Source organism: Pelosinus propionicus DSM 13327 (assembly GCF_900114615.1).
Lineage (GTDB): Bacteria > Bacillota > Negativicutes > DSM-13327 > DSM-13327 > Pelosinus > Pelosinus propionicus.
In genome coordinates this window covers 1-1131 of sequence record NZ_FOTS01000133.1, presented here as the reverse complement: position 1 = coordinate 1131, position 1131 = coordinate 1, and the positions used below count along the sequence as shown (strand labels likewise).

The following is a 1131-nucleotide window of genomic DNA, read 5'->3' as shown; positions in this document are numbered from 1 at the left end:
TTAGCTACCCAGCCTCTTGGCAGTTACCGGGATGGGACTTTCACCCATAAGCACAGCCCAGCTTCGCTGGACACACGAAATTAAAAAGCGCATGCCAGGTTTCTTAACCTACACATGCGCTATTGTTTCGTCGTTTGTATCCAAATCCAATATCCCGGCTGATAGGGTACTCCAAATACATCACAGAATTTCCTCAGTATACATGAAGGTTCCTGCCTAACTTTCAGCCTGTTGCTGGATAAGACAAATCGATTGCTCAATGCAGCCGCTAGCCCTGCCAAAACGCCATTCTCTATGCTACCCCGAACATACCTTTGCTTGTAATCAAGAAATGTTCACGGTATAATAAATCTGTCGTCGTGGACAGTTAGCTGTTACGTGTAGGTGCTACCACACCTGCTCGTGCCTGAGAGTGGTGATGACACTCTTAGGACACGGCGACTTTTTAATTTCCACCTATTTCTAATTATAGTCCTTTTGATTGGGATTGCAAGCAAAAAAGTAACGTTGGCTTGTAATTGACTTCGCTCATTAGTTTATACTGATTGGCACTAGAATTTCAAAAGCTTCATACGATATTCATTTCCTTTCTCCGGCTTTCCAGCAATTTGTATGAATAAAATATCTGCTCAACACCAAAATATCTTCATTGTACAAGCATAATTCCCTATGTTACAATAAATTAATGGTATGAACGGGGAGGTACAGCCATGGAAAAGATCTTACAGCAATTACTAGAAGGCCAAAATAAACTATTTGAGAGTCAAGATAAGATGAGTAAGAAGCTTGATCTGATCGAACAAGCGGTACTGAAAAGCAATGATCGTTTAGATAACATTGATAGTAAACTCGCGGAAAACACAAGATTTATCTCTGCCCTATCTCAAGATGTCGCAAGAACGGCAACAAAGGATTCGATAACTAGGCTTGACACTAAAATTGATTTGATAAACAATAAACTTTTTCAAACTGAAACGGATATCGCACTATTGAAAATTGTAAAATAATCGTTAAAAAGAGACTTCAACCTGCTGAGTGAACTGGTACCTAGAAATAGGACATTATAGAAAAAAGCCTAAATTAAGCCACAATGAGATGATCCCGATATTGAATCGGGGTCATTTTTTTTAA

General features: G+C 39.3%; 1 protein-coding gene. It reads left to right on the top strand.

From position 1 onward, the window contains the following. The first annotated feature begins 710 nt into the window (after positions 1-710). Complete coding sequence (locus BMZ99_RS25885; protein WP_090945038.1) at positions 711-1007, top strand: hypothetical protein; 297 nt, start codon at positions 711-713, stop codon at positions 1005-1007. Positions 1008-1131: the final 124 nt, after the last annotated feature.